General features: G+C 70.1%; 4 protein-coding genes. 3 read left to right on the forward strand and 1 reads right to left on the reverse strand.

The genetic code is table 11. The features are described 5' to 3' along the window. The coding region (locus tag G6023_RS10115) for a glycoside hydrolase family 183 protein (RefSeq protein ID WP_182635301.1) at positions 1 to 1302 on the forward strand (1302 nt) is incomplete at its 5' end. 1 nt (position 1303) lies between these two features. After that, a complete protein-coding gene (locus G6023_RS10120) occupies positions 1304 to 2860 on the forward strand; it encodes a glycoside hydrolase family 183 protein (RefSeq protein ID WP_182635303.1) in 1557 nt (518 codons plus the stop codon). Positions 2861 to 2903: 43 nt separating this feature from the next. Here the strand turns inward: G6023_RS10120 and coaE are convergent, their stop codons facing one another. Further along, on the reverse strand, positions 2904 to 3992 hold the full coding sequence (coaE, locus tag G6023_RS10125) for a dephospho-CoA kinase (protein WP_182635320.1): 1089 nt from the start codon (positions 3990 to 3992) through the stop codon (positions 2904 to 2906). A 101-nt stretch (positions 3993 to 4093) separates the two neighbouring features. Here coaE and G6023_RS10130 point away from each other — a divergent pair, with 101 nt between their 5' ends. Beyond that, on the forward strand, positions 4094 to 5656 hold the full coding sequence (locus G6023_RS10130) for a glycoside hydrolase family 183 protein (RefSeq protein ID WP_182635322.1): 1563 nt from the start codon (positions 4094 to 4096) through the stop codon (positions 5654 to 5656). Positions 5657 to 5990: the final 334 nt, after the last annotated feature.

Raw genomic sequence — 5990 nt, forward strand, 5'->3', positions numbered from 1 at the left:
GCCGCACCGTGTGACCCGTGGCCCCCGGCCGGCGGCACCGCGGGCGGGTCGGGCTCCCTCTCCGGGTCCCTGGGGGCGCCCACGTCCGCCCCTGCCACCCCGTGGGCCGACGGCGGGAACGGGTACATCCCGGTCCTCCGGGGCCGCACCACCACGGTCGAGTTGCTGACGGGACCCACCAGCCCCAACGACACGGTCGACAGATTCGGCATCTCCGGCACCGACCTGGGAATCCTCTGGGACAACGGCGACGCCTCGGATCCGCAGATGATGATGGCCCTCGGGGACACGATGGGCGACTGTGACGAGCCCGGTGACCAGTGGCGCAGCAACATCCTCTTCCGATCCGGCGACCGCACACTGGCCGACGGGATGCGCATCACCGACGCGCCGATGGAGCGGCCCGGGATGGCGAAGTCGATCCTCCCCCGCACCGACCACCCCGACGAGACCACGGTGATCCCCACCGCCGGCATCGAGGTGGGCGGCACCCAGTACCTGCGGTACATGTCCGTCGAACGGTGGGGCTCGCCCGGCGAGTGGACCACCAACTACTCCGCTCTCGCCCGGTCGACGGACAACGGCGAGAACTGGGTCCCCGTACGCGATACCGCCCGGCGGGGTACCGCACCGATGCCCCTCCCGGTCGACCTGGGCCCGGAGTCCACCACCCACACCGCCGGGCAGATGAGCGCGTTCCTCAAGCACGACGGGTACGTCTACGAGTACCTCACACCGTCCGGTCGGAGCGGGTCCGCACGGCTCGCGCGGGTCCCCGAGAACCGGATCGAGGAGATGGCGGCCTACCGCTTCTGGGACGGCGGCGACTGGGTCGTCGATCACCGCGACGCCGTCCCGGTGCTCGGCGCTCCGACGGTCAACTCGGCCGTGAGCGAGTTGTCGGTGTCCTGGAGTGCGCACCTGGGTCGCTTCATCGCGTTGTACAACAACAGCGCCAACAACATCGTCATGGCCCAGTCCGCCACCCCTTGGGGCCCGTGGTCGGGTGAGGACATCCTGCTCTCGTACCAGCACGTCCCGACCCTCTACGGCGCCTTCGTCCACCCGTGGAGCCCCGCCGTGGAGACCCGCGGCGAGGACCTGTACTTCACCATGTCCACCTGGGACGCCTACAACGTCTTCCTCATGAGGACCGACCTCACCCAGATCCCGCCGCGGACCCTGCCCGACGCCCGGGCGCGGATGCGGACGACCGACGACAGCTGGACCCGCAACACCCCGGACCCGGCGGACACCGGCGAGACCGTCCTGGTCGAGCGTCGGCCCATCCCGGAGGCGTGACATGACCCGACCTCTCCCCCGCCGCCTGAGCTCGGTCGTCGTCGCGTCGATCACGGCCGCCGCGTCGGTCGTGACCCTCGGCACGGTCGGCGCCGGAACCGCCGCGGCCGGCCCGTGCAGCGAGATGTTCGGCAACTTCGGTTCCCTGCTGGAGAACCGGACCGGGGCCGGTATGGGCACCGGTTCCCTCGGCTCGCTCGGGTCCTCCGGTGACGCCGGGTCGCTCGGCTCGACTTCCCGGGCGTTGGGTTCCGCCGACCGCTCGGGATCGCTGGTCCAGCAGTTGGAGACCGGTTCCCTGGGGAACGGACTGTCCGGCTCGCTCTATCCGATGATCGGGTCGGTCTACGGGATGCCACCGTGGATCACCGGAGAGGAGGGCACGGTACCCGTCCTGCGTGGACCCACCCGGTTCGAGCAGCTCGTCACCGGGCCCACGAGTCCCGGGGATTCCATCAACCGGTTCGGAGTGGCCGGAACGGACCTGGGCATCATGTGGGACAACGGTGATCCCGCCGACCCACAGGTCCTGATGGCGTTCGGCGACACCATGGGCGACTGCACGGTGCCCGGCAACCAGTGGCGTTCCAACGTCCTGTTCCGCTCCGCCGACACCGATCTGACCGACGGCATCACCATCGATTCCGCCGCCATGGGCACCGACGGTCTCGCCAAGTCGCTGGTCCCGCGATCCGGGCTGCCCGGTGAGGTCACGATCATCCCGACCTCGGGTATCTCCGTCGACGGTGTCCAGTACCTGCGGTTCATGTCCGTGGCCCACTGGGGTCAACCCGGATCGTGGACCACCAACTACTCGGGGATGGCGTACTCGACGGACAACGGCGAGAACTGGGCCGTCGTCCCGTCTCTGGCCCGCCCCATCACCGACACGGTCCCCCTCGGCGCCGGAGCCCCGGCCGTGGATCCTGCGTGGCGCGGCTCCCAGATGAGCTCGTTCCTCAAGACGGACACGCACCTGTACGAGTACCTCACCCCCTCCGGGCGACAGGGCGGGGCGGTCGTCGCACGCGTTCCGCTCGCCGGTTCCCCGACCGCGGACGAGCTCGACGGATCCGCCACCCCGCCCGCCGCGGGCGTCCTCGACCCCGAGGCGTACGAGTACTGGAACGGCTCGGCATGGGTGTCCGATGTCGGCGCTGCCGAGCGGGTCCTGCCCGCCCCGGCGAGCGAGATATCGACCATGTACAACGAGTACCTCGGGAAGTACACGGCGATGTACTCACAGGGGTACGACTCGGTGGTCCTCCGCACCGCCGACCGCCCCGAGGGGCCGTGGAGTTCCGCCACCACGCTGGTGGACTATTCGGTGCTTCCCGGCGTCTACGGGGCGTTCATGCACCCGTGGGCGCAGGGCGAGGACCTCTACTACCTCGTCACCACCTGGAACGCCTACAACGTCTTCCTCGTGCGCACCCGGCTGTCGGAGGTGTTCCCCGACCCGAACCTGCGCCGGGCCAGCTCTCAGCCGGCGCCGACCGAGGTCGTCCGGCAGGTGCCGGTCTCCGAGTTGGTCGACGGGATGGTCCCGACCGAGTGAGACCCGGCCGGGGGCGGGGCTGCGGACCCGCCCCCGGTCGGCGCTACCGCCGCCGCAGCACGGCCTCGCTCAGGGTGCGCTCCCACTGACGCGTCTCCTCGCGATCCGCGCGACGCAGGATCTCCGCGTACTCGGCCCGTGCGCCGGGGTCCGCGCCGATCACCTCGGCCATGAGTAGCGAGAACTCGTGCTCGGGGTCATCCTCTGCCAGGATCGACACCTCCAGCGGCCTGGCGGGGTCGCACCAGTGCAGCAACGGCCGTTCGCTCAACCGATCACGCACGTATCCCGCCTCGGTGAGCGTGCGCAGGGCGACCTCGACCGCTGCCGCGTCCCGCACCGTCACCTGAAGATCGATGACGTCGGGCGCGTCCAGCCCCTCGACCGCGGTCGGACCGACGTGGTCGATCCGGGTGGCGATCTGCCCCACCACGTGACGCAGGCGCCCGCACGCCCGCTCCGCCTCGCCTGCCCACTCGGGCCGGAACGCGACGACGGTGCGGTCGCCCACCACGGGGGTCCCGGTGCGCAGGTTGTGTTCGAACGGGCGCAGGCGGACCTCGACCAGGGCGCTGGTGAGGTCCACGGCGGTCTGCCGGTCCCCGGAGTTGTCGATCACCACGTCCGCGGCGGCCCGGCGGGCCTCATCGGTGGCCTGCCTCGACATGCGGGCGCGGGCGTCGTCCTCCGGCATCCCCCGGAACTCCACCAACCGCTGCAACCGGATCTCCGCCGGGGTGTCGACGACGATCACCAGGTGGTAGCCGGGTGTCATCCCGCCCTCCACCAGGAGCGGCATGTCGTGCACGACGATCGCGTCCTCCGGCGCCGAGCCGAACAGCTCCGCCGTCCGCTCCCCGATCAGCGGATGGGTGATGGCGTTGAGGGCCGCGGTCCGCTCCGCGTCGACGAAGGCGCGGGCGGCGAGGGCGGCGCGGTCGAGTGCACCGTCCGGCCCCAGGATGTCCTCGCCGAATTCGGCGACGAGCATCGCCAGCCCGGGGGATCCCGGTTCGACGACCTCGCGGGCGATGAGGTCCGCGTCCACGACCACCGCCCCCGCCTCCGCGAGCACCGCCGTCACCGTCGACTTGCCGGCACCGATCCCACCGGTCAGACCCACCATTAGCATGACGTGGAGTCTAGGTGACCGAAAGGCGTGCCGGTCCGAGCGACGTAGGTAGGGTCTCACGTGTGAACCGGATTAACTCTGTGCCACGTCTACTCTCTGCGTTGCCTCTCGTTGTGGCACTGGCGATCACGGTGGCTCCCGCCCACGCAGCCGCCCAGTCCGCAGACTCCACGGGTTCCACCGGTTCCACCGGTTCCTCCGGGTCGACCGGGTCGACCGGGTCGACCGGGTCCTCGGGCTCGACCGGCTCACTGCTCGGCGAGAGCGGTCCGTGCAACAGCTTCTTCGGGAACATCCCCCCGGGTTCCCTCGGCCCCTTCCCCGTCACCGGATCGCTCGCGAACGCGACCAACTCGGTGCTCGACGCCACCGCATCCTCGGTTCGCCGATTCCCCCGATGGGTCACCGGGGCCGACGGCACCATCCCGGTCCTCAAGGGCGCCACGTCCGTACGCCAGCTGGTTACCGGGCCGACCAGCCCCGCGAAGACCGACGAGCTGTACGACATCCACGGCACAGACCTCGGGATCACCTTCACCCACGATGGCGAGACCATGGCCCTGTTCGGCGACACCTTCGGAGACTGCACTCCCACAGGCAACCAGTGGCGCTCCAACGTCATGCTCGCCACCGCCGGCGGGAGCCCCGAGAACGGGATGGACGTCCTCAGGGCGGTCCCCTCCGATCCACAAGGGAAGGCCACGGCACTCGTCCAGGGTGCGCACCAGTCCAACGGGACCGGCGAGGTCACCGTCATCCCGACCGCCGCGATCAGCACCGGTGATGACATGTACATGCGGGTCATGTCCGTGCGGGACTGGAACGCGCCTGGCGGCTGGAACACCAACTACTCCGCACTGGTGAAGTCCACGGACGACGGCGAATCGTGGACGGTGCTCACCGAGACGATGCGGCGCGTCACGGATTTCACCGGATGGAACCCGACAGTTCAGTTCGAACCCGCTCCGGACAGCGAGACCCTGCCGCCGGTGGACGGAGACCGCTGGTACGGGGCGCAGATGAGTGCGTTCCTCCTCGACGCTGGTCATCTCTATGAGTACGTGACCCCGTCCGGTCGTCAGGGTCCTGCGATGCTCACTCGGGTTCCGATCGGGCAGATCGAGGACCCCGCCGCGTACGAGTGGTACGCGGGCCCGGGCGCGGGCTGGACCGACGAGCCGACCGGGTACGACGTCATCCCGGCACGCGTCGAGGAACTCTCGGTGCAGTACAACGAGCACCTGGACAAGTACATCGCCGTGACGCCCTCGCCGACGGGCGTCGTCTCCATGCGGGTGTCGGAGAGCCCCTGGGGACCGTGGTCCGAGCCCCAGACCATCGTCGATCGAAGCATGTTCCCGAACGGCTACGCACCGATGATCCATCCCTTCACCACGGACAACGACAGCCGGTACCTGTACTACACGCTCTCCACCTGGGACGCGTACAACGTCTTCCTACTTCGCACCGACCTCGACGAGTTCGACTTCGCCGCTCCGGACGCGGACCCCCGGACCACCGTGGAGTCCCGTGTCACGGTCAGTACCGCGGCGGAGTCCGGAGCCATCGACGACCGCGGTGTGATCGACGAGGAGCGCCTCGAGGAGATCGCGGAGGTCGAGCCCGCCGTCGCCGAGCCGATCGTCGAACCGCCCGGTCGTTGATCGATCGCTGCGCGCCACTCCCGCGTGTCGGGCACACCCCCGCCGACGCCCGTGAGTCCTCGGGGATACGAGGCAGGGTGGTCACCGCCCCGATCTCACCCGCTCCGACATCCACCGCGATGACCCCGGGAGCGGGACGGTCGGTGCGGGCGGCCTCCTCGCCCCGGCATGACGCGCCACCAGCCAAACCCGGGAGCTCGCATCGCCAAGGGTGCTCACCCGTCCGGCGCGCAAGGCGGCACTTCCGCACTGCGCACGTCACAGACCGGCCACCGCCACCGGAGCGCACCGGGGATAGACGGAGCGGCCCCGCACCGGATACCGGTGCGGGGCC

It is taken from the genome of Dietzia sp. DQ11-71 (assembly GCF_014144995.1).
Taxonomy (GTDB): Bacteria; Actinomycetota; Actinomycetes; order Mycobacteriales; family Mycobacteriaceae; genus Dietzia; species Dietzia kunjamensis.

Coding starts and splice junctions, on each gene's coding strand:
- G6023_RS10120 (WP_182635303.1), top strand. CDS start 1,304: ATGACCCGACCTCTCCCCCGCCGCCTGAGCTCGGTCGTCGTCGCGTCG.
- coaE (WP_182635320.1), bottom strand. CDS start 3,992: ATGCTAATGGTGGGTCTGACCGGTGGGATCGGTGCCGGCAAGTCGACG.